Genomic DNA, 23,661 nt, shown 5'->3' with positions numbered 1-23,661 from the left:
ACGCAAAAGGGGCTTTCCATGTCACTCCTTCGCCGCCGTCTTGCCGTCAGCGGGTTGCTCGCTTCGGCAGCACTCGCCGCTACTCCGGCCCTGGCACAGGACGCCCCGCCGGCGCCCGACAGCCAGGCCAATAACCAGCCCGACAATGGCGACATCATCATCACCGCGCTGAAGCGGTCGGACAGCCTGCAGAATGTGCCGATCAGCGTCCAGGCGCTGAGCACCAAGAAGCTCGACGAGCTCAATATCTCGAATTTCCAGGATTATGTCGCGTCGCTGCCGTCGGTGTCGTTCCAGGCACTGGGCGGCACGCCGGGCACCAACGTCGTCTATATGCGCGGCGTCGCCTCGGGCGGCGACGGCAACCATTCGGGCTCGCTGCCCTCGGTCGGCGTCTATCTCGACGAACAGCCGGTGACGACGATCGGCGGCAATCTCGACGTCCATATCTACGACATCGCCCGTATCGAGAGCCTGTCGGGGCCGCAGGGCACGCTCTACGGCGCCTCGTCCGAAGCCGGCACGATCCGCATCATCACCAACAAGCCCGATACGTCGAAGACCTATGGCCGGATCGATGTCGAAGGCAACAAGGTCAGCAAGGGCGGCTGGGGCGGCAAGGCGGAAGGGATGATCAACCTGCCGCTGTCGCCCAACATCGCGTTTCGCGCGGTCGGGTATTACGAGAAGGATGCCGGCTTCATCGACAATGTGCCGGGCACGCGCGACTTCATTTCGCCCGCAGTTGCCGGCGGGCCGCCCGCGGTCGCGACCTATCCCAACAATACCATCCGCCCGGATGGCGGGATCAGCGTCAACAATGCACCCTTCGTCAAGAAGGACTATAACGACACCGAAATCTGGGGCGGCCGTGCCGCACTCAAGGTCGACCTCGACAGCAATTGGACGATCACGCCGAGCTTCCTCTACCAGGACACGCGCAGCCACGGTTCCTACGGCTTCGACCCCAAAGTGGGCGACCTGGAAGTGCAGCATTTCTTCCCGGAATATCGCCGCGACCGATTCTGGCAGGCGGGGCTGACGATCGAGGGCAAGGTCGGCAATTGGGATGTGACCTACGCCGCCGCCTATCTCGATCGCAAAGATCTGCAGTCGAGCGACTATACCGATTATGCCGAGGCCTATGACAATCTCTACTCGTCGGTCGGCGGCCTGGCCTATTATTTCGCCTATTGGGACAAGAACGGCAACAATATCGACCCGCGCCAGCGCGTCGTCGGCACCGATCATTTCAAGAAGATGAGCCAGGAATTCCGCGTCGCGTCGCCGTCGACCGACCGGTTCCGCATCGTCGCCGGCGCCTTCTACCAGCGTCAGAGCAATGACATCCACCAGGATTACCAGATCACCGGGCTTGCCCCCGAACTGTCGGTCAATGGTTGGCCGGGCACCTTGTGGCTGACCCAGCAGCATCGCGTCGACAAGGATTACGCGATGTTCGGCGAGGCCAGCTACGACATCACGCCGACGGTGACCTTCACCGCAGGCGGCCGCGCGTTCATCTACGACAACACGCTGATCGGCTTCTTCGGGTTCGGGCGTAATCCGGGCGGCGGCTATACAGACTCGCCGCCGAACGGTGCGTTCAGTTCGAGGACTGGCTTCATCCAGTGCTTCACGACGGGCGGGCAGCGGTTACGCGATGCCTTGGCCAGCGGCGGGTCGACGACCTTGCTGCCGCCCGCGGTCGCGGGGGCGCCGTGCACCAACCTGGGCGTTTATACCAATGGGGGCGTCATCCCGGTCGAGGCATCGGGTCAAGGCGTGACCTATCGCTTCAACCTCAGCTGGAAGCCACGGCCGGGGCTGTTGATGTATGGCACGGTGTCGCGCGGATTCCGGCCGGGCGGGATAAATCGCCGCGCCGACGTGTCGCCTTATGCCGCCGACTTCCTGACCAATTACGAGGTCGGTGCGAAGACGACCTGGCTGGGCGGCAAGTTGCGCTTCAACGCCGCTTTCTATCGTCAGGATTGGGACAAATTCCAGTTCTCGTTCCTTGGCCAGAACAGCTTCACCGAAATCCATAACGGCCCCAACGCTCGTATCTGGGGCGCGGAATTCGACAGCTCGTTGACGCTCGGCGGGCTCAGCCTGACCGCATCGGGATCGTATACCGATGCCAAGACGACCAAGAATCTGTGCCTGTTCGACGATCCGACCTTTACCTGCGCCGATACCGGCAACGGTAACATGATCTCGGCGCCCAAGGGCACGCGACTGCCGATCACCCCGAAGGTCAAGCTCAACGGCACCGCGCGCTACACCGTGCCGATGGGGGATGCCAAAATCTATGGTCAGGGGGTCGTGTCGTATCAGAGCTCGGCGTCGTCCGACATCCGTACGGCGATTTACGAGACGTTCAGCGGCAACGTCATCAGTCCCGCAGCGCAATTGGGCGAGTTGAAGGCGTTCACCACCGCGAACTTCGCGCTGGGGGCCGAATTCAAGAACTTCGACATCGAGCTGTTCATCGAAAACGCCTTCGACACGCGCGGCCAGCTCTCCCGGTTCCAGGAGTGCGGAAGCTGCGGACAGCGGCCCTATATCGTCCCGAACCGGCCGCAGACCGTCGGTGTCAGGCTGGGGTCGAAATTCTAGGAATGGCGGGCGCGGCCGTCGGGTGACGGTCGCGCCCTCAATAGTTTCGCTAGGGCGACCTTCACTTCGCCATGCTGGCGCGCCCCGGACTTTGTGCGTATCGCGACCGCGATGGAGCACTATGACGTCCTAATCGTCGGCGCGGGCCATGGCGGCGCGCAGGCGGCGATCGCCCTGAGACAGGGCAAGTTCGACGGATCGATCGCGATTCTCGGCGACGAGCCCGAACTGCCTTACGAGCGCCCACCGCTGAGCAAGGAATATCTCGCCGGCGACAAGAGCTTCGACCGTATCCTGATCCGCCAGCCGGCCTTCTGGGCAGAGCGCCAGGTGACGATGCTGCCGGGCCGGCGCGTCGTCGCGGTCGATCCGGAGGCGCATCGCGTCACCACCGCCGACGGCGCCGAGATCGCTTATGGCAAGCTGATCTGGGCGACAGGCGGCCACGCCCGGCGGTTGTCGTGTCAGGGCCATGATCTCACCGGCGTCCACACCGTCCGCACGCGCGCCGACGCCGATCGCATGATCGCCGAGCTGCCCGACGTGACCAACGCCGTGGTGATCGGCGGCGGGTTCATCGGGCTGGAGGCGGCGGCGGTGCTCGCCAAGTTCGGCAAGAAGGTGACTTTGCTCGAAGCGCTCGACCGCGTCATGGCGCGCGTCGCCGGCCCGGACCTGTCCGATTTCTATCAGGACGAGCATCGCGCGCACGGCGTCGACGTTCGCCTGGGCGTCGCGGTCACCGCGATCGAGGGCGACGGCAAAGCGACCGGCGTGCGCCTCGCCGATGGCACTGTCGTGCCCGCCGATCTGGTCGTCGTCGGGATCGGCATTGTTCCCGCGGTCGAGCCGCTGATTGCGGCAGGCGCCGAGGGCGGCAACGGCGTCAGCGTCGATGCGCAATGCCGCACCTCGCTGCCCGATATCTTCGCGGTCGGCGACTGCGCGCTCCACGCCAACCGCTTTGCCGACGGCGCGGCGGTGCGGTTGGAGTCGGTGCAGAACGCGACCGACCAAGCGACGGTCGCGGCCAAGACGATCCTGGGCGAGGATGTCGCCTATGAGGCGACGCCGTGGTTCTGGTCGAACCAATACGACCTCAAGCTCCAGACGATCGGACTCTCGATCGGTTACGATCAGGCGGTCGTTCGCGGCGACCCGGCGACGCGCAGTTTCTCGGTCGTCCACCTGAAACAGGGCAAAGTGATCGCGCTCGACTGCGTCAACGCGACCAAGGATTATGTCCAGGGCCGCAAGCTGGTCGAAACAGGCGCAGTGATCGATCCTGTCCGGCTCGCCGACACGACCGTGCCGCTCAAGGAAATGATCTGAGCCTCGGCCGCGGCTTGCGTCACGCGAGCGCGATTTCTCGTTCGATCCCGATCGCTTCGAGGAACGTGGGGTCGTGGCTGACTACCAGCACCGCGCCGTCATAGCCGCGCAGCGCCGCTTCGAGCATTTCGATCGAGTCGAGGTCGAGATGATTGGTCGGCTCGTCCAGCAACAACAATTGCGGCGGCCGGGCCGCGGACAGGACGCAGGCGAGCCCGGCACGAAGACGTTCGCCGCCCGACAGGGTATCGACGACGCGTAACGCAGCCTGATTGCGGAAAGCAAAGCGGGCGAGCGCGGCATAAGCCTCGTTCTCGCCGAGCTCGGGATTGAGCGCGCGGAGGTTGGCGAGGATCGTCGCGTCGGGATCGAGCAGCCCGACATGCTGGTCGAGCAAGGCGATGCGGTCGGACCGCGTCACCGTTCCGTCGATCGGTGCGATGGCTCCGGCCGCAAGCAGCAACACGCTGGTCTTGCCGCTGCCGTTGGGTCCCGTCAGCGCCAGGCGTTCGGGACCGCGGATGGCCAGGCTGACCGGCCCGATCCGCCGATCGCCGCGCGCGATCACCGCGTCTTCGATCCGCAGCAAATCGCGCGACGACGACAGCCCGCTGGGCGGCAAATCGATGCGCAGCGGCGTGACGATCTCGACCCGCTCGCGTGCGGTCGCTCGTGCCGCCTCCGCCTCGCCGATCAGCCGCCGCGCAATCTCTCCCTCGCGCGCGCCGCTGCCCTCGGCGCGTTCCTTCATCATGCCGGCGACGATACGCGGCATACTGCCCGAGGCGCCGAGTGCGCGGCCGGCTTTGTCGCGGCGTGCCTTCTTCTCGCGTTGCGCCTGTGCCCCGCGCTCGGCCTGGTGCAGTCCGGCCTCGGCACGGTCGAGCGCCTGCGCCGCGCGCTCGCGATCGGCATCGCGCAGCGCGACGAAGGTGGACCAGCCGCCCTCGACCGACCGGCAGCCGATCGGCGCCAGTTCGACGATGCGATCCATCGCCTCGAGCAGCGCGCGATCGTGGCTGGCGACCACCACGCCGCCTTTCCACCCGGCGATCAGTCCCGCGATCGCGGCGCGGCCATCGGCATCGAGATTGTTGGTCGGCTCGTCGAGCAGCAGCAGATCGGGCGCAGCGATCACGGCACGCGCGATGGCGATCCGCGTGCGCTGCCCACCGCTCAGGCTGGCGCGCGGGCGATCGAGGTCGAGCCCCGACAAGCCAAGCGCGGCAAGCGCGTTGTCGATCCGCTCGACGAGCGTCCAGTCGGCGACGGCGAAATCGTCGACGTCGCCCTCGCCCGCTTCGATCCGGCGGATCAGGGCGAGCGGACCGGCCACCTCGAGCGCCGCCGCGATGGAGATCGTATCGTCGGGCCAGCCCTGGCGCAGCAGCGCGACGCTGCCGGAGCGCGCGATGCTGCCGGCGACGGGATCAATTTCTCCCGCGATCGCGCGGAGCAGGGTCGATTTGCCGCAACCGTTGCGCCCGACCAAAGCGGTGCGCTGGCGGCCGAAGGAAAGCGTCAGATCGGAAAAGAGCGGACGGCCGTCAGGCGTCGAAAGCGACAGCGAATCCAAGGTCACGAACGAAGACATAAGGCACCTGGGCAAGAGAAACGGATCGGGCGATCGTGGTCTTGTCCAAGGTGGGTCTCCTTCGCTGGCGGGCGAGCCTGCCCGTCTTGGTGCCGTCACATAGGGATGGTTGAAAGCGCGCGCAAACCCGCGGTCGGTTGACCCTGCGGCGGGTTGGGTATTTCCTTCGGCCCGTTCGATACAGGGAGTCGTCCGATGACCATCCGCAAGCTCGCTTTCGCCTCAATCCTGATCGCCGCCGGAATCGCCGCCGCACCCGCCCAGGCCCGGATCGCCCGCTGCGTGATCGATTCCGAAGGCACCAGCTATCGCGGCCCCTGCCAGTATGTTGTCGCGCGAGGCGGCACTTTCACGCTGAGCCCGGCGCATGCCCGGTCGTTCGGCGAAGGCGTGGTGAGCGTCACCGTCTACGTTACCCAGCGCGGCGTGGCGGATGTTCGCGGGCTGACCCGAGACGGGATCAATTCGCGCTGGGGCCGCGCGGTCCGCTCGCGCCGCGACAGCGCGTGCTGGGTCGGCGAGGGCTTCTCGGTCTGCGCTTATTGAGATGCCGGAGCCCGGCACCAATCCACGCCGTATCCCGCCCGGCCTGATCGCGGTCGCGGCGGTGCTGGTGATCGCCGGATCGGTGTTCAACAATTGGCATCGCGAAGCGTTGCTCGCCGCGCTCCGGGAATCGGTACTGACACTGGTGATCGTCGCCGTCTTGCTCGCGATCCTCGCGGCGATCGAAATCCTGCTCCATGGCCGGGCGCGATTATGGGGCAGGATCGGCGGCCTCGCGATCGTGTCGGGGGTTGTCTTGTGGCGGCTTTTCCATGGCGGCAGCACGATCATCGCCTCGATCGCGGGAATTGCCTGGGGAGCGGTGATCGGCTGGATGATCTTCAGGATGCTGCGCAACCCGGATCTTGGCCGCTAACGCTACACCTGCCGATCTTGACTTTTTGCGGTGCAGCATCTATTTGGCCGCTATCGAGGCGTAATGCAGCGTGATCGAACCCGGCCTTATGGCTACGGTTCAGGCTCCGCCTCGGTCGTTTAAGCGACAGGCTTCCCAAGTCACGCGGGGTGTCATTTCTCCCCGCCGCCCGTGTGTCCATCGGACATGCGAGAGGCATTTTTGCATAAGGTTTCCATGACCAATTTCACTAATCTCGGCCTTGCCGAGCCGCTCGTTCGCGCGCTCGAGGCCAAAGGCTATTCCACGCCGACGCCGATCCAGGCGCAGGCCATTCCCTATGTGCTTGAAGGCCGCGACCTGCTCGGCATCGCGCAGACCGGCACCGGCAAGACCGCGGCGTTCGTGCTGCCGTCGATCCAGCGCCTGGTCGAGGCTGACAAGCGCGTCCTGCCGACGCATTGCCGCATGCTCGTCCTCGCCCCGACCCGCGAGCTCGCCAGCCAGATTGCCGAGAGCGCGCGTGCTTACGGCAAGTTTAGCCGCATGACGGTCGCCACCGTGTTCGGCGGCACCAGCATCAACAAGAACCGCCAGGACATGAGCCGCGGCGTCGACATCCTGGTCGCCACGCCTGGCCGCCTGCTCGACCTGATCGAGCAGCGATTCGTCAGCCTCAACCTGATCGAGACTTTGGTCCTCGACGAGGCCGATCAGATGCTCGACCTCGGCTTCATCCATGCGCTGCGCAAGATCGTGAAGATGGTCCCGCGCCAGCGCCAGACCCTGTTCTTCTCGGCGACCATGCCGCAGTCGATCCGCGAGCTGGCCGATCAGTTCATCAAGGACCCGGCGCTCGTCTCGATCAAGCCGGCGGCGACCACTGCCGAGCGCGTCGAGCAATTCGCTACCCTGGTCAACCAGGCCGAGAAGCAGGCGCTGCTGACCATGACCCTGCGCGATCCGGCGATCGAGCGCGTGCTGGTCTTCACCCGCACCAAGCACGGCGCCGACCGCGTCGTCCGGTTGCTAGGTGGCAACGGCATCGCGGCCAACGCCATCCACGGCAACAAGAGCCAGGCCAATCGCGAGCGCGCTTTGGCCGCGTTCAAGACCGGTGAAGTAAAGGTCCTGGTCGCGACCGACATCGCCGCGCGCGGCATCGACGTGTCGGGTGTGAGCCATGTGATCAATTTCGAGCTGCCCAACGTGGCGGAGCAATATGTCCACCGCATCGGCCGCACCGCGCGCGCCGGCAATGACGGCATCGCGATCAGCTTCGTGGCGGACGACGAGCGTCCTTATCTGCGCGACATCGAAAGGCTGACGCGCCAGAAGATCGCGCTCAAGGCGCTGCCGGAGAATTTCCTGGCAGAGGCGGCGAAGATCGTCTCGACCCGCTCGAAACAGTCGGTCACCGCGCAGCAGGAACGCGACGAGCGCCCGCGCGGCCCGCGCGGCGTTCGCCCGCCGCGCAAGACGCACGAAGCGCGGCCGGCCAATCCTTATGCCCCCCGTGGTCGTAGCGGCAATCGCCGCCGCGGACGTGGCGGCCAGGGCGGCGGCCGGACCCAAGCCAGCGCGTGATAGGAATTCCTCGCGAGCTTCGGCTCGATCGAGGGTGAGTAAAGCGTACCGAAAGGGGCGTCGGAGCGATCCGACGCCCCTTTTTTTGGCGCGCCTGTAAGTCCGTCACGGGCTAGGCGCCGCACCCTCCCGGACGCAAAGCAAAAACCGCCCCTGCTTCCCAGCAGGAGCGGTTCTATCGCGCCGGACCCCGGCTGGCCGAGTTATCAGCCCTTCGGGATGATCGTCGGCGCGTCTCCACCCGTCGACAATACATTGTCACCGTAGGAGCTGACGCCGCCGCCGCTCAGGATTTCGATCGACTTCGGCGTACGGATGATCTTATTCCCAGATAGCTCGGCCTTGTTGCCCGCGCCGGTGACGCGAACCCCGGCATTGGCGTTGGCGACAATAACCGAATCATAGACTCGCGCCGCGCCGTTGCCGCCGCTCGAGCTGACCAAGATTCCGACATTATTGTTGAAGATGAACGAATGCTCGACCGTCAAGGCGATCTGGTTCGCACCGTTCACCACAATTCCATTGCCCGTGCCGGCCGCGGTAAACCCGCGAATGCTGGTGTTGCGCACGACGACGTCGCGCGCCGAAAGGATGTTGATTCCGTTGGTCGAATTACCACTCGAGGCGAGTCCTTCGATGTCGAGTCCATCGATCACCACCTTGTCGTTCGCCCCGGCATTGATGATGATGCCGTTGGTACCGGCGACGAGAACGCCGCTTTCTACCTGATCGCAACGCAAGGTGATCGACTTGGTGATCGTCACGCCACCAAAGCCGCCAGGGTCGATGCAGTTTATCTCGCCATTCGCCGCGGTCTTGCTGATCGCACCCGCGAAAGTCTTACAGGGCGCGGTGCGGGAACACGGATTGACGTCATCGCCAACGCCGGAAATCCACGTACGGGTCGCCTGGGCCGCCGCGGGACTCGCCTGGAATGCCAGTCCGGCGATTCCTACCCCCAGAATTTTTATCCACACTCTCTTCATGTTCAGCTCCCCTCCACGAAACATCGCATAACCCATCATTGAGTCGGCGAAAATAACTTCCCTCAAGTTGTAAGATATCGCGTCGCGAAAACCCTACCTCTGTTGGATTCGCGTCGATAACGACACTTATCGGCGGGGACGCTATCACTCATTTCGTCATGGTTAAAGAGCACGCCGAAATGAAGTTTTATAGGAGTTTTGCGACGGTGTTGGTCGCCGCAAGTCGCGGCTTTCCCTAAGCCTGCCTAGGAATGGCTATCAGCCAATTCGGGAGTAGAGAGCGGCGCCCTTCAACAAGTTCAAAGCTAACGGATTATGTTGTTTCGATCAGAGGTGTGACGTTAAGCCGCGCCCAACCGCGCGGCTTACTTGTCATACTTAATCAAGGTCTCGCCACGAACGTCTTGCAACGCCGGATCATGTCACGCGCGAGCGGAATGAAACCGTCCGGATTGGGCGGGGGATTGGCGAAGTCGAAAGCACTGCGGCCGGTGGCGAAATCGTTCAGCGGGCAGCTGTGGAACAGTGCGGTCATGTCCCCGATGCGGCGCGGCGGACGTGCATCGTGGACGAGCAGCACGGGCGTGCCCAACGCCAGACACGGGAGCGCGGCGTGGATGCGCGTGGTGACGACCGCGGCCGCGGCGGCATAACGGTCGAGAAGGGCATTGGCGGCCGCCTCTCTCCCGGCAGCGTCGAGTTGTTCGGCGCCCAGATGCGTGACCTCTTCCATCGGCCCCGTCGCGATCCCGCGCAGATACGCGAGCGCATCGGGCGGCACATCGCACGCGACGATCGTGTCGGTGCGGGTGATGCCCTCGCGACGTGGCAGCGTCAGGGTCAGGCAGCCTGAATGGTAGGCTGGAATGCCGCGCCGTTCGAGTTGCTCCAGCGAGAAGGCGTCGCGCGCCCCGACTGGACCCCAGTGCCGCAGGAATTCCGCGCCCGGCCCGCTGAGCATCCGCTCGAGTCGCGACCGGACCCAACGCCTTAGCCGCGGCCTGCCACCCTGCACGAAATGCATCGAAATCAGCAGCGGTTCGATGGCCGGGTTGGGTGGCCAAAAAGCGGTGTCGTGCATGAACCAGCCGTTGAGGATCATCCTGACCGGTCCGTCATGCCCAGCGAGTGGCGCCGACAGACGCTCGCGCGGAACGAGGACATCGACGCGCGGTAGGAACCGGCGGGCGGCCAACGCCTGGATCGTATCACCGAGATTGGCGATGCCGGGATAGTCGAGCAGGCCGAAACGCGGCGGCGTCACGCGCCTTCCTGCTGCAAACGGTCCATGAAGCTGCCGGCCGCGGCGGGCTCGAATTTTCGCGCGGCGATCATATGATTGTAGAGATGGAGTGTACGCGTGCGTGGCGTCACGTGTCGGTCGAGGGATTGGCTGGGATCGAAAATCCATCCGGCGTCATCCCAGTGGTAGGGATAGAAGACGTCGCGGGGTGCCGCGTGATCGAGCAACCCGAACCGGCGCGCCAGCCCGGTCAGCGCGAGTGGTCCGGCAACCCCCCAGGGAAGGTCGGCGAGCTCGATCGTGCCAGCTCTTCTGGATCGCCAATATGCCTGAATTCGGTCGGACAGCCGCAGCCAGTCCGGCACGTAGGGATGCTCGAACAGATCCAGCACGCGCGCGATCACCGGGCTATCCGCCGGCAGGTACAGAACACCGGCACCCAAGGTCGCACGGTCTTGCCACCCGAACAGGGCCTGCCCGTTTGAAAATGCTACTGGGGTCAGCATGTAGACGTCGAGATCGACCCAGAGCCCCTTGCCTCGTCGCTGAAGCTCGAAGCGAAATCGGTCAGAGAATAAGGCCACACTGCCGCTGCGGTGGCGAATGATCGCGTCGGCAGGCAGGATAGTCGCGGCATCGACGAGGCGGACGCCGGACGGCACATCCCGCAGTGGCTCATAACAATAGAGTTCGACCTGATGCCCCATCGCCAGCATCGAGCGGAGGCAGGCGCGTTCGATCGGCGACAGCCGCTCGCCAATCCAGAGCGATACGCAAATGGGCAAGTGATCGCTCACGTGCGGGTATTTACCCGCCTGGCAATTCCGATCAAGAGACGGCCATGACCGACATGACCCGACAGGTCGACCGCGCTCCCGCCCACCGGGGCTATGTCGTGATGACCTATCCCCGTTCGGGCGGCACCTGGTTCGCGCAATTGCTGGGCTCGACCGGCGCACTGGGCCGGCCCGAGGATTGGTTCAATGGTCAAGGGTATCGCGACCGTGGCGTGACCGACTATCCGCTCGACCGCGCCGGCCAGCGTGCCATGATGCTCAGCCGCGGCATGACCGAGAACGGGGTGTTCGGCGTCAAGCTCTCACCGCAGCGTCTCGACGACCTCTGGCCAGATCGCTGGGCGGAAGACTTTCCCGAACGTCGCTTCATCCATCTCGTCCGTCGCGATCGGCTGGCGCGGGCGCTGTCGGACGTGAAAGCGCAGCAGACCCGGCAATTTCGCGCCAGCTCGACCGCGCGCGGCGAGCCGCGCTACAGCGCCGCGATGATCCGCGACATGATCCTCGCCCAGGCGGTGAACGAGGCTCGCGTTCAGCAATATTTCGCTCTCCATGACATTGCGCCACTCGAGATCGCGTATGAGGATCTGCTCGCCGACGCGCCGGCCGTGCTGACCAAGGTTGCCGCTTTCCTCGGGGTGAGTGGCAGCGTGCAACCGGACGCCGGCAAGGTCGATCTGACCATTCAGCGCGACGCGACCAATGCGGAATGGCGAACGCGTTTCCTGGCGGAGCAGCAGACGCTCGATCAAATGCCGGCACTAGTCACTGGACGATGGGAGCGGCTAATCGACCGGCTTGGCGGTTTGGCGAACCGTCGGGGCGAAAAGGGTTGGAAGAGTAGCTCGCCGCCCCTAGGCGACTAGCCGCCGCATCCCTCGGCCCAAGGCCTGGCGAATCCCGGCGAGTCCGCCGACGCGCTCGTCCTCCCACAAATCGACCGAGCTCGACACGGTCAGCTGCACGAAATTGCGCGGGCGCCGTTGTGCGTCGATCCGCGACACCGAATGCAGCGACGTATTGATGCATGGAAACAATATCATGCGGTTATGGCGCGGACGGATCGTCAAGGTTTCACCGTCGGCAGCGTGCAGGATCAAATCGCCGCCCGTCATCTCATCCTCGTCGCCGTCGCACAGATAGATCAGCATTGTCGCGGCGCGGCGGCGGTGATCGACATGCGCGCCTCGCTCGTAACCGACTTTGCCCTGCAGGATGTCGGTGCGGACGAACAATTGATCGGGAGCGAGTCCTGCGGGCGCGAGAAACCGCTGCTCCTTTTCGCCTCGTGCTTCGATATGCGAGACAAAGCGCGCGTGCGACAGGTCGACCACCGCCTCGCGCGCGATCACGTCGGCAAACGGCGCGAGGCACAGATCGACGAACGCCTGGCTCTGGGTCCAGTCGAAGAGCCGCCGCCACACCGGTTGGGCATCGAGCAGCACATCGAATTCGGGATCGCCCCAGAATCGCGAATAGCCGGTCGGGCCGCTATTGTGCGGGCACGGCGGGAAGGATCCACGCAGCGCGTCATAGTCGTCGGCGTCGAGATAGCCGTCCACCATGACGTGCGGAAACGGCCAATCGCTGACAGTCGCGCGGTTCGGGCTCGCCTCCATACGCTCAGTCTATGCTTTCGCGCACGCTGGCGTCCAGTGCAGCAATCTTGCCGTCCTCAAGCCGCAGGACGCGGTCGCACCGTGCGAGGCTCTCCTTGCGGTGCGCGATCATCAAGATCGTCGGCCGCGGCGTCACGTCGAGCAGATTACCGATCAACATCCGTTCCGCGGCGACGTCGAGGGCATTGGTGGCCTCGTCCAAAATCAGCAGGCGGGGATTGCGGATCATTGCTCGCGCGATCGCCAGCCGTTGACGTTCGCCGCCCGAAATCAATGTGCCGCGTTCGCCCACCACGGCATCGAGTCCGTCGGGCATCCGCCGAACCATTGTGTCGGCGCCCGCCAACCGTAGCGCATCCCACAACGCAGTCTCGCTCGCCGCCGGATTCGCCCAAAGCAAGTTGCGCCGGATAGTATCGTAAAACAGATAGGGATCCTGCGAGATATAGCTGATGCGAGCCCGCCAGGCCGGTAAGACGGCCGGGGTTAGCGGTACTCCGTCGATCAGGATCGCGCCGGCGAGCGGCTCGTACAAGCCGACAAGCAGGTCGACCAGCGTCGTCTTCCCCGCGCCCGACAGACCGGTCAGCCCGACAAATTCTCCGCAGGCGATCGCCAATGAACAATTGTCGAGTCCGCCGCCATCGGCGCCGCCCGATACATGTGCAAAGCCGACCCCGCGAAACGCGATCTCTCCACGAAAGACGGGAGCGGCATTCGTGCTCCTCGCGGCGACGGCCGTCGCCGCGGCGAGTTCTTCCTCGAGATCGGTCAATGCGCGATAGGCGGGGAGCAGCTTGGCAAGCTGCTGACTATGCTGACGCAGCGTCGCGGCCGGGCCGGTCATTCTTAGCAGAATCAGCAACAGTCCAACCAGCACCGCCGGCGCCAGATGAAGCACCAATAGGCCTACCGCCGCCACAATCATCCCGGCGATCGCCGCAATCGTACCGATCACGACCTGGCGCCGCGCCTGGCCGCGGGCAAAGGCCAGTTGATGGCCGGCGACATTGTCGAGTGCCGTCTCGACCTCGGCGACATAGCTCGCTTGGAGATCCTGGCTGACGGCGAGTTTGAGCCCACCGAAGAACTGGACGATGGTATTCATCGCCGCCAGATTTCCCTCGACATTGGTCTGGCCGAGCGAATGCGCTTGCTGCATCGTCCGAGTCAGCAGCACGCCACCCAGCCCGAGCACGGCAAGACATAGAAGCGATAGTTGCGGCGACAGGACGATCGCGGCGATGCACTGGCCCAACAACGTGATGGCTGCGATCAGCGAAAACTGCATCATCCGCGCCGCTGTGGCGACGTTCTGTACGTCGGCACCCAGGATCTGCGCGACCCGCGCCTGATGCAAGCGTGAGATCACCTCCCACCGTGCATGCGCGGCGCTGTGGACCACCCGCTTGCGCCGCGCATCGACGAAGTCGATGGTTGATCGCGACAACAGGACGTCCCGGGCCGCGACGACGACCACGCGCATGATGAACAGCCCTGCGAACAATCCGAGCATGGCTATCACCTGGCCCGACTGGCTGGGAATACCGATTCGCGTGAAGATGGCATCGACCAGGCGATCGAGCACCGGTTGCCGCGATCCGCGGTCAAGCGTGATCGATACCATCGGCATGATCAGAATCAATCCAGCCGCTTCGATCATCGCCGCGAGCAGCGTCGCTGCTATGCCGAGCGTACCGCGTCGGCCCGACGAGCGCGCGAGATCGCGCGCGAATTCGCCGATCAGCGACAGGATGCCAGTCGCAGCTTCCCCCGATGATGATCGCCCCCCCGGCATGTCAAATATCGGTTATCCGATCGAACAGCCGGGAGCAAATTCGGCGCTATCAGATCCTTCCTAGCAACTGCCCGACGCCACTGTTAGACTGAGGTCAATCCGGGGGGGATTTGTTGACCAGATTGAGCGTCGTCATGCCGGTCAGAAACGCATTGCCGTTTCTCGATGCAGCGATTTCGAGCATTCTCGACCAGAGCTTTGGCGAATTCGAACTGGTGATCGGCGACGACGGGTCGACTGACGGGTCGACCGAACGCCTGCGGGCATGGGCGGCGCGCGACTGTCGCATCCGGTTGCTTCAACGTAGCCAGTCCGGTGGACCGGTCGGGTCATCCAATTGGGTGGCCAATGCCGCCCGTGCGCCGGTCGTCGCGCGGATGGATGCTGACGATGTCGCCCATCGCGACCGGCTCCGGCGCCAGATCGACCTGTTCGACGGGCGGGCCGACGTGGTGCTGGTTGGCACCTTGTTCGAAGCGATCGATGCCAAGGGACGCTTGACCCGGCGGAGCGGAGCGCGCGCGATCGATCCGGGCGACGCGCCGCCGATCGCACACGGCTCGATAATGTACCGAAAGGCGGCATTCGACCAGGTCGGCGGCTATGCCGCGGGCACCGATTATTTCGAAGATATCGACCTGTATTACCGCATCGCCACGGCGGGCAAGCTGATCGTGCTGACCGAGCCGCTATACCGCTACCGGTTCAGCGAAACGAGTGCGCGGCTCAACATTCCCATCGCGCAATTGCAGCACGCATTCGACGTCCAGCGCGCCAAGCAGCGCGCAGACCGCCGCCTGCCCCCAATTCCGCCGTCGGTCGTCGATCTGCGGCCTGAAACCTTGCGCGCGGTCGGCTCGCTGCGGTTATGGTCGGGCGGGCGGCCCGGGATATTGCGACAATTGCTGAGGAGCCGGGCGCTGGGCTGGAACCTGAATGCCGTCAAGGTGTTGGCGTGGGCTGCATGGGGAGCGATCAGTCCGGGCACGTTACGCGCGAGCATGCGATTGGCCGGCGTGCTGCGCACGCGCGCCACGCGCCGCCGCATCGGCAGCGCAACGATGGTCGAATGGCAGCCGCGCGTGGCCATCGGCGCCGATGGTCCTGGTCCAGTCATGAAGCCTGGCCGGTCCGTGGCCGAAGGATCGCTCGCGGGTCGCGCGAACCAACCGCGCAGCGACGGCGACTTGGCGATCACCGGCCGCGCCTGAGCGATCCGGCGCCCTTTTTTGGTGTTGCAGCGATCAGTCGTGCGCTCGCCCGTCGGCTTCGGTGACCAGCGCGTTGATATAGGCAGTGAGCATGGTCTCGCCGCGCTCGGACGCAGCCGCGTATCGAAGCCGTCGTCGACGCTCACCGCCGTCATGCGCGCATAGGAATCGGCCGCCGCGTCCGAAAAGCCGAGCGCGCGATACGCCTCCACCCAGCGATCGCGCGGCGTCACCTGGACCGTCACGGCTTTCCCCAGCGCGGCGGCAAAGGCGGCGGCGACATCATTCGCTGAATAACGCTCCGGCCCTCGACATCTTTCGCTGCCTGACCTTGCACGCCGGCCCCGCAGATATGCGGTTGCCTCGGCGAGCGGACCGCGTCAGTCTCGGCGCGCCTGCACAGGGGGAAAATATGCGCCGGATTCTGCTCGCGTCACTGCTCGCCGCCACCGCGTCGATCGCCGGGGCCGCGTCGACGCCCAAGGAAGAGCTGATGGCCCCGCCGGCGGGCGCGCGGCATTATACGATCAGCTCGACCGCTGGGAAGCATGGTGACGTCTGGTCGTGGACGATGCCCGATGGCCGGGTCGCCTATCGCATGTCGATGTCGCTGCGCGGCTGGGTCACTGAAACCGACGAGCTGGTGACCCTGGCGGCCGACAAGCGGCCATCGGCGATCGCGATCCGCGGCTTTACCGATTCGGGCGACGCCACCGAGAATTTCGATGTTGATACCGCCGGCGTCGCGCGCTGGAAGACCGCCGTCGATTCCGGCTCCGCGCCATTCGCCGCGCGGCGCTACAATAGCTATGGCGGCCCTTGGCTCGCCAGTGAGATGGACGTCAACGCGCTAGTCGCGGCGGGCGCCAAGGGCATCGACTTATTGCCGACCGGCCATGCCAGCATCAAGATCGGCCAGCCGGTGCAGATTGACGGTCCGCAAGGCAAGAAGACCGTCAAACTCGCCTTCATCACCGGCTATGGTTTCTCGCCGTCGCCGGTCTGGCTCGATCAGGACAACCGATTCTTCGGCAATGCCGGGCAGATCTCGCTGCTGCCCGAAGGCTATGAGAGTGATGGGCCCAAGCTCAAGGACATCCAGGACAAGGCGATCGCGGCGATGGTCCGCGACATTGCCCATAGCTTCCTGGCGCCGGCCAACCGTACGCCGACCCTGGTCGACCACGTGCTGATGTTCGATTCGGTCGCGGGCACCTATCTGCCCGACCGCGCGGTGCTGATCTCGAACGGCAAGGTCGCGTCGGTCGGCGCCGCCGGGTCGATCAAGGCGCCCGCGGGCGCGGTCGTGATCGACGGTAAAGGCAAGACGTTGCTGCCGGGCCTGTGGGACTCGCACCAGCATGTCGGCGACGACTGGAACCTGCTGCAGAACCTCGCCACGGGCATGACCAATTACCGCAGCCCCGGTTCGATGATCGACGAGGCGCTGAGCATCTACAAGCGGCGCGCCGCCGGCGATCTGCTCGCGCCCGACGGCAAGATATCGGTGATCATCGACCGCAAGGATCCGCTCGCCGCGCAGGGTGCGCTCACCGTGTCGTCGGCTGCCGAAACCATCGCCGCGGTCGACAAGATCAAGGCAGCTGGTCTGTGGGGAGTCAAATTCTATACCTCGATGAATCCGGCCTGGATCGCTCCGGGCGCTGCCGAGGCGCACAAGCTCGGCCTCCACGTCCATGGCCATGTCCCGGCGGGCATGCGCCCGCTCGACGCGGTGCGCGCGGGCTATGACGAAGTCACGCACATCAACTTCATCATGATGCAGGCGATGCCGCAGGACGTGGTCGACAAGGCTAATACCGCCGCGCGGCTCGAGGGGCCGGCAAAATATGGCAAGGATGTCGATCTCGACTCCCCGGCGATGAAGGCCTTTTACGCCGAGCTGTCGAAGCGCGGGACGATCATCGATCCGACCCTGACCGTGTGGGAGCCGCTGATGACCTCGGACGGGACGGCGATGTCGCCCGAATATGCGCCATTCGCCGAGGTCGCGCCGCCATCGGTGGTGCGCGGCTGGAAGATCCCGGGCTATCCGCTGTTCGGCGGGCTGACGCGCGACGATTTCCGCAAGAGCTTCGACAAGATGGTGGGATTGGTCGGCCGCCTTCACCAGGCCGGCGTGCGCATCGTCGCGGGGACCGATGGCTATGGACTTGAGCTGGTGCGCGAACTCGAACTCTATCAGCAGGCCGGGCTGACCAACGCGGAATCGCTCCAGACCGCGACGATCGTGCCGGCGCGGATGACCGGAATGGACGGCCGTGTCGGATCGATTGCCCCGGGCAAGACCGCGGACATCATCCTGGTCGATGGCGACGTGTCGAAGGACCTGACCAATCTCCGCCATGTCCGGACGGTGTTCCTCGACGGCTATCGCCTCGACGGCGCCGCGCTGCGCCAGGCGAGCGGCCTCAGCGGCATGCCGAAATAGCGATCACGCACGACCGGCGGCACTCGCACCGGCCGGTAATCTTGGGGAATATCAATGATGGAACATCGCTGGACCGCGATCGTCACGATCGTGGCGCTGCTGGTCTATTTCTACATGAGCCTGCAAGTCGGCCGCGTGCGCGGCACATCGGGCATCGCCGCGCCCGCCATGACCGGCGATCCGCTGCTCGAACGCGCGGTCAGGGTGCATATCAACACGCTCGAAGGGCTGCCGCTGTTCCTCGGCGGGCTGTGGCTGTTCGCGATCTATTGGAACGAATATGTCGCCGCCGGGCTGGGCGTGATGTGGATTGCCGGGCGGCTGATCTATGCCGCCGGCTATATGGCCGATCCCGGCAAGCGCAGCACCGGCTTCCTGATCCAGTTCGCGGCTAGCGGGGTTCTGCTGCTCGGGGCGCTGGGGAGGATCGTCTATACTTTGGTGGCGGGTGGGGTCTGACGGACCTTGCGTCGCGGGCTTAGAACTTATCCGGATGCCGGTCTCTGGACAGGATGATCGTATCGCCCTGTCGATCGACCTTGGCATCGAATATGGCGGCGACGGCCCGGCTGAATCCCGCCGGGTCGTTTGCGGCAAAAAGGCCGGTGACCGGCTCGCGCGCCAGGCTGGCATCGCGGATTTGGATACGGGTGTCGCTATAGCGGGCGAAGCTGTCCGCCGCGGTCTGCAGCGTCTCGCCTTCAAACGCGATCTTGCCTTCCAGCCATGCCAACCCGCGCGTCACGGCGTCGGACGGAACCGGTAAAGGCCGCTCGGGCGGCGTTGGCCGAAACAAGTGCGGTTCAGCCAGGTCCAGCTTCATATCGGATGTTACCGCGACCACGCGCTGATCGCCCCATGATGGCGCGGTCAGCCTGACCTCTCCCTGGTGAACCAGCAGATTGACTGGCGCGCCGGTCAGCTTGCGGACGTTGAATGTGGCCTGGCCCGTTATCAGGCGACGCCCGTCGACCTCGACGACGAGCGGCTTCGTCCTGCCCCGCGCGACCGAGAAGAAAGCCTCGCCCTTGAGCAGGGTCACGCGCCTCTCGTCGGCGCCGTCGCGAATTCTGATGCTGGTATCGGTGTTCAGCATGACCGTCGAACCGTCCTTCAACGGCACCAGGCGAAGCTCGCCCCGGCCCGTGCTGATCGTCGTGCCGGCAGCGGGCATGCCGACCCCCAACGCGATCAACGTCGCACCGGCGACAGCCGTGCCGGTCCAGATCAAGGTCCGGCGGCGCGAGATTCCACTCTTGTCCGCGGGCGGGGGCGGGGCGAAATCGGCGGGATCGAAGCGCGCCCCCAATGCCTGGGCGGACTCGCTCTTCAGCGCGATCGCCTGTGCCCGCAACAAGGCGCCGCGCCGCCGCGGATCACCGTGCAGCCACGCTTCGAGCTCAGCCTGCTCGCCTGGAGTCAGCTGTCCACGATCAAGCCGCGCCGTCCAATCGGACGCGGTTTCATCAATGCTTCGACTGGATTCGAATGTCGGCATCTAGCGAGGCAATCTCCACACCCTGGCTTCTAGAGCCTCGAGACAGCGCTCTTCCGCCATGCCCAAACCACTCGATCAGGAAACGAATGCCTCTGGATATATGCTTTTCGACGGTATTCTCTGAAATGTTCATTTGGGAAGCGATTTCGCGTTGGGGCAGGCCGTGGACCCGGCGCAAGATGAAGGCCTCGCGCATTTTATCGGGCATCGCCGCGATCGCATGGGCCAGTTCGCGCAATTCATCGCGATCCACGGCATATTGTTCGGGCGAGGGACTGTCGTCAGGACAATCGAACCGTTCGTCGATCGCGTGGAGGGGCACGATCCGGGCGCGGCGGATGTGGCGCGTGATCAGCGAGCGGGCGATCTGGAACAGATAGGCGCGCGGATAGCTGATCGTATCGACGCGCTCCATCTCGGCGAAGATCGCATAGGATTGCTGGATGACGTCGTCCGGCTCGAGCCCCGCGATGGTCGATCGGGACAGCCATGCGCGCAGTTCCGGCTCATGTGGCAGGATGTTTCGAAGAAACCAGCGTGTTCGTTCCTGGTCGAATCCGCTCATCTGGTATCCGTAGGCAAGGGAAATGGGCACCCCGGGACCGCCCGCGATCCACATGGTGGAACCAGACCGCGCCGTGTCGATTCGAACCTCCGCTAGCCTGAATATGTGACAGTCCGTCGCGCGGGTGGCGCTTCCAAAATTTTCCTCCGTCCGGTGGCGGAAGCGGTCAGCCCAAGGCTCTCAGTCCCCAACAGGGCGACGATCGTCGCATGCAAAAGGGGGAAGAAGATGTTTTCGCGTCATACCATTCTGTGCGGCAGCGCCATCGCCGCCAGTGTCGTGTCGGCGCCCGCTTATGCGCAGGGCCGCAGCTTCGACATCCCCGCGCAGGCTGCGGTGAAGGCGATCCCGGAGCTTGCCCGCCAGGGCCAGATCCAGATCGTGGCCTCCGCGCGAGACCTGGCCGGTGTCAGTACGCCGGCGATCAAGGGCACGATGGATACGCGCGAAGCACTGCGCCGCCTGATCGCGGGAACACCGCTCCGGATCGTCGGCGACGATGGGCAGACCATCACGCTGCGGTCGAACCGTGCGTCCGACAATGGCAAGGGACGTAGCGTCGGGAACGGCGTGATCCGCGGTCGTGTGCTCAACACGGCGACCGGCCAGTATCTGCATAATGCCGAGATACGCGTCGAAGGCACCGATATCGTCACCTATACCGACGATGACGGCGGCTTCCGCATCACCGACGTCCCGAACGGCGAGGTCACGATCGTGGTGCGCTATGCCGGTTTGCAGGACATCAGGACCACCACCAACATCGCCGCCGGCAAGCCGGCGTCGGTCGACATCGCGATGCGGCCGCAGTCGCTCAATGCCGGGAACGAGGGCAGCCAGGATATCACGGTCGTGGGCGTGCGCTCCGGCGAAGCCGCCGCGCTGATGAAGCGCCGTTCCGCACCGAATGCCATGAATGCGGTCGACGCGGACAATTTCGGCGCGCTGACGATGGGCGATGTCGGCGAATTCCTGAAGAACATGCCCGGCATCTCGCTCGACTATGTCGAAGTCGATACCAATGCCGTGCGTATTGGCGGCCTCGATCCCAAATACTCGCTGTTCACGACCGACGGCGCCCGCATGGCGACCGCCACCTCGAACAACAATGCCGGCCGCCAGAATTCGTTCGAGCAGATGTCGATCACCGGCATCTCGCGGATCGAACTCAACAACACGCTGACCGCCGGGATGGACGCCGACGCCCCGGGGGGCTCGATCAACCTGGTCAGCAAATATGCCTTCCAGCGCAAGAAGCGCCTGTTGCAGCTGCAAATCGGGGCGATCGGCACGTCCGATTCCCAATTCGCCGCGCGGTACATGCCGGACGACAAGAAGCATGCGACGATCTTTCCGTCCGCGCAGGTTTCCTTCGCCGACGTCTTCCTCAATGGTCGTCTCGGGGTCGCGCTCAGCGGCAGCTACAACGCCAATTATGTTGAGCAGGATCGCGTCCAGACCGATTGGTCCTACCTGAAGGACGGTACGGTCCTGCCCTATCAGGTGATGTGGCGCCCCGGGCCGAAGTTCACGCACCGCGAAGCGGTGAACGGCGCGATCGACTATAAATTCTCCGACAAGCTCGTCTTCTCGCTGCGCGGAACCTACTCATTCTACGACGTCGAATATTTCAACCAATACACTTTCCTGACGTTCGGCACCTCGGCCAAGAGCTATGCCACCGCGGATTCGACGCCGACCCATATCGTCGTCAATCCGAACGGTGCCAACACCAACGTCAACACGCAATATTCGCATCGCTACGCCGGCACGCCGGCCGGGATCATCGCCCCCAAGCTGGAATATCAGGGCGACAGCTGGGACATCGTGCTGCGCGGCGCTTATTCCAGCTCGGAATACCATTTCCGCGACGGCAGCAAGGGCTTCTTCCAGCGCGATGACACCAAGGATTCGGGGATCGGCTTCACGCTCGATCGCGCCTCATCGGAATCCCCGGCTTATACGCTGACCCAGACCGCCGGGCCGTCGTGGAGCAATCCCGACAATTGGCTGCCGGTCAGCAATACCGTGCGGTCGGCGGAGTCCAATGCCGCCGGCCGTCAATATGGCGGCAATCTCGACATCAAGAAGAAGTTCGATGTGGGCCCCGTTCGCGCCACCTTGCTGGCCGGCGGCGGCATCCGCACCAACGAATGGTCGACCACCGAAGGGTCCTACAATCTGTTCAATTATGTCGGCCCCAAGGGGTCGACCCTCCCGGCGACGACCAATTACCAATTCCAGATCCGCGGCTTCGACGCCGGCAATTTCAACGATCAGGGCTGGCGCGCCGACAGCAATTACGCGACCTGGGCGCTCTATCAGCAGCATCCGGAATATTTCGTGCCCGACGTCGTGGGCAATTTGCAGCGCGACTACCTCAACAATCATCGCGTCCGCGAAACGATCAGCTCCGGCTATGTCGAGCTGCAAGGCCAGGTCGACAAACTCAAGTTCGACCTCGGCCTGCGTTATGAAGGAACCCGCGAAGGCGCGCTGATCGCGAAAGTCCGCCCGGCGAAAGATGTCCTCGCCGCGGGGTACAAGGCCGGCACCGTCGATTATGTGAATTATCAATATTATAACGGCCAGCAGCTGTGGAAGACCGGCGATTATGGCGACTGGTTCCTGAGCGGCGGGCTCAAATACGATTTCAACCGACATCTGGTCGCGCAATTCGCCTTCAGCCAGGCGATCCTGCGTCCCGACTATGGCAATCTCGGCGGCGCCATCTCGGTCAACGACACGACCCAGATCGTCACCGTGCCCAACCCGCTGCTCAAGCCCGAGCATTCGACGAAATATTATGCCAGCCTGCAATATTATCTCGAGCCGGCGGGCATCATCGCGATTTCGGCCTATCGGCTCGACGTCAAGGACATGCAGGTGACGGGCATCACCATCGATCCCAAGGACGCCGGCTACAGCGACAGCGACTATAGCGGCTATACCTTCGTCAGCACGGTGAATCAGCCGGGCGTGAGCAGCACCAACGGCGTGACGTTCGAATATGACCAGCAGCTGACCTTCCTGCCGGGGGCGCTGAAAGGCTTCGGGCTTCGCGGATCGTTCAACCTGGTCGACCCCGATGGCGTGCGCGTGAACCTGCCCAAATATTCGGCCAATTGGGGCATCCGCTATGGCCGCGGTCCGATCGATTTCCAGCTGACCGGCAATTATCAGTCGTCCTACCGCACCAGCGCGCTGAGCAACACGCCGACGACTGCCACCAACGGTATCCTTTATCACGCCGACCGCACGCTGTGGAACGTCAGCGCGACGTACAAGATCTCCAAGAAATACGCGGTGCAGATCGCCGGCCGAAACATCTTCAACGCGCCGGACATCGTCTATTCCAACATCCGCAGCCGGGTGCAGCTCTACAGCATCTATGGATCGATGTGGAACGTCGCGTTCAAGGCCACCTTCTGAGCCGCCATTTCATCGATCAGTTTT

General features: G+C 64.3%; 18 protein-coding genes and 1 pseudogene. 10 read left to right on the top strand and 9 right to left on the bottom strand.

Annotation, left to right across the window (positions count from 1 at the left end; translation table 11 throughout):
* The first annotated feature begins 18 nt into the window (after nucleotides 1–18).
* Together AC1DRD_RS19875 and AC1DRD_RS19870 are read left to right on the top strand one after the other, a co-directional pair.
* Nucleotides 19–2,622, top strand: a complete 2,604-nt coding sequence (locus AC1DRD_RS19875) for a TonB-dependent receptor (protein ID WP_478032005.1) — start codon at nucleotides 19–21, stop codon at nucleotides 2,620–2,622.
* A 111-nt stretch (nucleotides 2,623–2,733) separates the two neighbouring features.
* Nucleotides 2,734–3,954, top strand: coding sequence for an NAD(P)/FAD-dependent oxidoreductase (locus AC1DRD_RS19870; RefSeq protein WP_478032037.1), 1,221 nt, complete (start codon nucleotides 2,734–2,736; stop codon nucleotides 3,952–3,954).
* Between the two features lie 19 nt (nucleotides 3,955–3,973).
* On the opposite strand, the gene AC1DRD_RS19865 is transcribed toward AC1DRD_RS19870, so the two are convergent.
* Nucleotides 3,974–5,536, bottom strand: a complete 1,563-nt coding sequence (locus AC1DRD_RS19865; protein WP_478042744.1) for an ABC-F family ATP-binding cassette domain-containing protein — start codon at nucleotides 5,534–5,536, stop codon at nucleotides 3,974–3,976.
* A 207-nt stretch (nucleotides 5,537–5,743) separates the two neighbouring features.
* On the opposite strand from AC1DRD_RS19865, the gene AC1DRD_RS19860 reads away from it, so the two are divergent.
* The 3 genes from AC1DRD_RS19860 (at nucleotide 5,744) to AC1DRD_RS19850 (ending at nucleotide 8,036) form a co-directional block, all read left to right on the top strand.
* Entirely contained in the window at nucleotides 5,744–6,094 is a 351-nt protein-coding gene (locus tag AC1DRD_RS19860) for a hypothetical protein (RefSeq protein WP_478042743.1), read from the top strand.
* Nucleotide 6,095: 1 nt separating this feature from the next.
* Complete coding sequence (locus AC1DRD_RS19855; protein WP_478042742.1) at nucleotides 6,096–6,470, top strand: hypothetical protein; 375 nt, start codon at nucleotides 6,096–6,098, stop codon at nucleotides 6,468–6,470.
* A 216-nt stretch (nucleotides 6,471–6,686) separates the two neighbouring features.
* Nucleotides 6,687–8,036 carry a DEAD/DEAH box helicase gene (locus AC1DRD_RS19850; protein ID WP_478031999.1) on the top strand — a complete coding sequence of 450 codons (1,350 nt, stop codon included), beginning with the start codon at nucleotides 6,687–6,689 and terminating at the stop codon, nucleotides 8,034–8,036.
* 206 nt (nucleotides 8,037–8,242) lie between these two features.
* Here the strand turns inward: AC1DRD_RS19850 and AC1DRD_RS19845 are convergent, their stop codons facing one another.
* From AC1DRD_RS19845 to AC1DRD_RS19835, 3 genes are all read right to left on the bottom strand, one after another.
* The gene (locus AC1DRD_RS19845) at nucleotides 8,243–9,022 is read right to left on the bottom strand and encodes a right-handed parallel beta-helix repeat-containing protein (RefSeq protein WP_478031997.1); all 780 of its coding nucleotides are present in this window, start codon (nucleotides 9,020–9,022) and stop codon (nucleotides 8,243–8,245) included.
* Nucleotides 9,023–9,404: 382 nt separating this feature from the next.
* Nucleotides 9,405–10,286: a polysaccharide pyruvyl transferase family protein gene (locus tag AC1DRD_RS19840; RefSeq protein ID WP_478031996.1), complete on the bottom strand. Its 882-nt coding sequence runs from the start codon at nucleotides 10,284–10,286 to the stop codon at nucleotides 9,405–9,407.
* Nucleotides 10,283–11,062: a hypothetical protein gene (locus tag AC1DRD_RS19835; RefSeq protein ID WP_478031994.1), complete on the bottom strand. Its 780-nt coding sequence runs from the start codon at nucleotides 11,060–11,062 to the stop codon at nucleotides 10,283–10,285. Before AC1DRD_RS19835 ends, AC1DRD_RS19840 begins: the two co-directional genes overlap by 4 nt.
* Before the next feature lie 44 nt (nucleotides 11,063–11,106).
* Here AC1DRD_RS19835 and AC1DRD_RS19830 point away from each other — a divergent pair, with 44 nt between their 5' ends.
* Nucleotides 11,107–11,928, top strand: coding sequence for a Stf0 family sulfotransferase (locus AC1DRD_RS19830; RefSeq protein WP_478031993.1), 822 nt, complete (start codon nucleotides 11,107–11,109; stop codon nucleotides 11,926–11,928).
* Here AC1DRD_RS19830 and AC1DRD_RS19825 read toward each other — a convergent pair.
* Nucleotides 11,917–12,681 carry a 2OG-Fe(II) oxygenase gene (locus tag AC1DRD_RS19825; protein WP_478031992.1) on the bottom strand — a complete coding sequence of 255 codons (765 nt, stop codon included), beginning with the start codon at nucleotides 12,679–12,681 and terminating at the stop codon, nucleotides 11,917–11,919. The genes AC1DRD_RS19830 and AC1DRD_RS19825 overlap by 12 nt on opposite strands.
* Before the next feature lie 4 nt (nucleotides 12,682–12,685).
* Entirely contained in the window at nucleotides 12,686–14,479 is a 1,794-nt protein-coding gene (locus AC1DRD_RS19820; protein WP_478042741.1) for an ABC transporter ATP-binding protein, read from the bottom strand.
* Nucleotides 14,480–14,592: 113 nt separating this feature from the next.
* Between AC1DRD_RS19820 and AC1DRD_RS19815 the strand changes: the two genes are divergently transcribed.
* The 3 genes from AC1DRD_RS19815 (at nucleotide 14,593) to AC1DRD_RS19805 (ending at nucleotide 18,601) form a co-directional block, all read left to right on the top strand.
* Nucleotides 14,593–15,690 (top strand): glycosyltransferase family 2 protein, encoded by a 1,098-nt coding sequence (locus tag AC1DRD_RS19815; RefSeq protein WP_478031989.1) that lies wholly within the window; start codon nucleotides 14,593–14,595, stop codon nucleotides 15,688–15,690.
* Between the two features lie 412 nt (nucleotides 15,691–16,102).
* Nucleotides 16,103–18,142, top strand: coding sequence for an amidohydrolase family protein (locus AC1DRD_RS19810; protein WP_478031987.1), 2,040 nt, complete (start codon nucleotides 16,103–16,105; stop codon nucleotides 18,140–18,142).
* Between the two features lie 57 nt (nucleotides 18,143–18,199).
* Nucleotides 18,200–18,601, top strand: coding sequence for an MAPEG family protein (locus AC1DRD_RS19805; RefSeq protein ID WP_478042740.1), 402 nt, complete (start codon nucleotides 18,200–18,202; stop codon nucleotides 18,599–18,601).
* 19 nt (nucleotides 18,602–18,620) lie between these two features.
* Here the strand turns inward: AC1DRD_RS19805 and AC1DRD_RS19800 are convergent, their stop codons facing one another.
* From AC1DRD_RS19800 to AC1DRD_RS19790, 3 genes and pseudogenes are all read right to left on the bottom strand, one after another.
* Entirely contained in the window at nucleotides 18,621–19,316 is a 696-nt protein-coding gene (locus tag AC1DRD_RS19800; protein ID WP_478042758.1) for a FecR family protein, read from the bottom strand.
* A gap of 177 nt (nucleotides 19,317–19,493) precedes the next feature.
* A pseudogene (locus AC1DRD_RS19795) lies at nucleotides 19,494–19,640 on the bottom strand (FecR/PupR family sigma factor regulator); the annotation flags it as partial.
* Nucleotides 19,609–20,205 carry an RNA polymerase sigma factor gene (locus AC1DRD_RS19790; RefSeq protein ID WP_478031984.1) on the bottom strand — a complete coding sequence of 199 codons (597 nt, stop codon included), beginning with the start codon at nucleotides 20,203–20,205 and terminating at the stop codon, nucleotides 19,609–19,611. The pseudogene AC1DRD_RS19795 and the gene AC1DRD_RS19790, both read right to left, overlap by 32 nt.
* Nucleotides 20,206–20,433: 228 nt before the next feature.
* Between AC1DRD_RS19790 and AC1DRD_RS19785 the strand changes: the two genes are divergently transcribed.
* Entirely contained in the window at nucleotides 20,434–23,637 is a 3,204-nt protein-coding gene (locus tag AC1DRD_RS19785; RefSeq protein ID WP_478042739.1) for a TonB-dependent receptor, read from the top strand.
* The last annotated feature ends 24 nt before the right edge of the window (nucleotides 23,638–23,661 follow it).

The sequence above is a fragment of the Sphingomonas sp. P4_G2 genome, assembly GCF_056401155.1.
The sequence above is the reverse complement of the archived record's forward strand: the minus strand, read 5'-3'. Positions and strand labels throughout refer to the sequence as shown.

Coding starts and splice junctions, on each gene's coding strand:
- AC1DRD_RS19875 (WP_478032005.1), top strand. CDS start 19: ATGTCACTCCTTCGCCGCCGTCTTGCCGTCAGCGGGTTGCTCGCTTCG.
- AC1DRD_RS19800 (WP_478042758.1), bottom strand. CDS start 19,316: ATGCCCGCTGCCGGCACGACGATCAGCACGGGCCGGGGCGAGCTTCGC.
- AC1DRD_RS19850 (WP_478031999.1), top strand. CDS start 6,687: ATGACCAATTTCACTAATCTCGGCCTTGCCGAGCCGCTCGTTCGCGCG.
- AC1DRD_RS19785 (WP_478042739.1), top strand. CDS start 20,434: ATGTTTTCGCGTCATACCATTCTGTGCGGCAGCGCCATCGCCGCCAGT.
- AC1DRD_RS19855 (WP_478042742.1), top strand. CDS start 6,096: ATGCCGGAGCCCGGCACCAATCCACGCCGTATCCCGCCCGGCCTGATC.
- AC1DRD_RS19830 (WP_478031993.1), top strand. CDS start 11,107: ATGACCGACATGACCCGACAGGTCGACCGCGCTCCCGCCCACCGGGGC.
- AC1DRD_RS19820 (WP_478042741.1), bottom strand. CDS start 14,479: ATGCCGGGGGGGCGATCATCATCGGGGGAAGCTGCGACTGGCATCCTG.
- AC1DRD_RS19860 (WP_478042743.1), top strand. CDS start 5,744: ATGACCATCCGCAAGCTCGCTTTCGCCTCAATCCTGATCGCCGCCGGA.
- AC1DRD_RS19810 (WP_478031987.1), top strand. CDS start 16,103: ATGCGCCGGATTCTGCTCGCGTCACTGCTCGCCGCCACCGCGTCGATC.
- AC1DRD_RS19870 (WP_478032037.1), top strand. CDS start 2,734: ATGGAGCACTATGACGTCCTAATCGTCGGCGCGGGCCATGGCGGCGCG.
- AC1DRD_RS19825 (WP_478031992.1), bottom strand. CDS start 12,681: ATGGAGGCGAGCCCGAACCGCGCGACTGTCAGCGATTGGCCGTTTCCG.
- AC1DRD_RS19845 (WP_478031997.1), bottom strand. CDS start 9,022: ATGAAGAGAGTGTGGATAAAAATTCTGGGGGTAGGAATCGCCGGACTG.
- AC1DRD_RS19790 (WP_478031984.1), bottom strand. CDS start 20,205: ATGAGCGGATTCGACCAGGAACGAACACGCTGGTTTCTTCGAAACATC.
- AC1DRD_RS19805 (WP_478042740.1), top strand. CDS start 18,200: ATGGAACATCGCTGGACCGCGATCGTCACGATCGTGGCGCTGCTGGTC.